This window comes from Roseateles sp. P5_E1 (assembly GCF_054049335.1).
Genome location: NZ_JBFUMN010000484.1, coordinates 1 through 519, shown reverse-complemented (window position 1 = coordinate 519; position 519 = coordinate 1). Strand labels below are relative to the sequence as shown.

The window sequence follows — 519 nt, the reverse complement described above, 5'->3', positions numbered from 1 at the left end:
CTTCGGGCGCGTGCCGACGTTCCAGCCCGGGCACGCGGCGAAGAACATGCGCGCCACTTCCGGCCCGAGCAGGCGATCATTGACGGCCGGCTCCTGGTAACGGTCGGCATCCTCGGCGCAGATCACCGACCACTGCATGCCCCGGTTCATCTGCACCCCCAGCGTGCGACCGGCCATCCTGCTCAGCGACATCAGCGGCGCGTAGCGCGCGTGCGCGGCCTCGTCGAGCACCACCGGCAGCAGCGAGGACAGCTCGGGCATGTACGAGAACATGAAGGCCAGGCCGGTGACCGAGTCGGCGGTGAGCACGTCGCGCTTGGCCTCGGCGGTGCCCGGGTCGCGGTACTCGACCTCGACCGGGGCCTTGGCCAGCGCGGTCATCACGTTCTTCAGCTGGGTGCGGGTATCGACCGGGAAGCGCTTGGCGCACGCGGCGTCCTTGCGGCACTGCTCGGCCTGCAGGTCGATGGCCGTTTCGAAGGTGTCGGCGAAATCACCGCCCACCACCACGTCGTTGGG

At 69.6% G+C, this 519-nt stretch carries 1 protein-coding gene; it reads right to left on the bottom strand.

The window, feature by feature from the left end; translation table 11 throughout:
• Positions 1 to 519, bottom strand: a 519-nt coding sequence (locus ACXJKJ_RS32225; RefSeq protein ID WP_457395830.1) for a hypothetical protein, incomplete at both ends; no start/stop codon positions are given.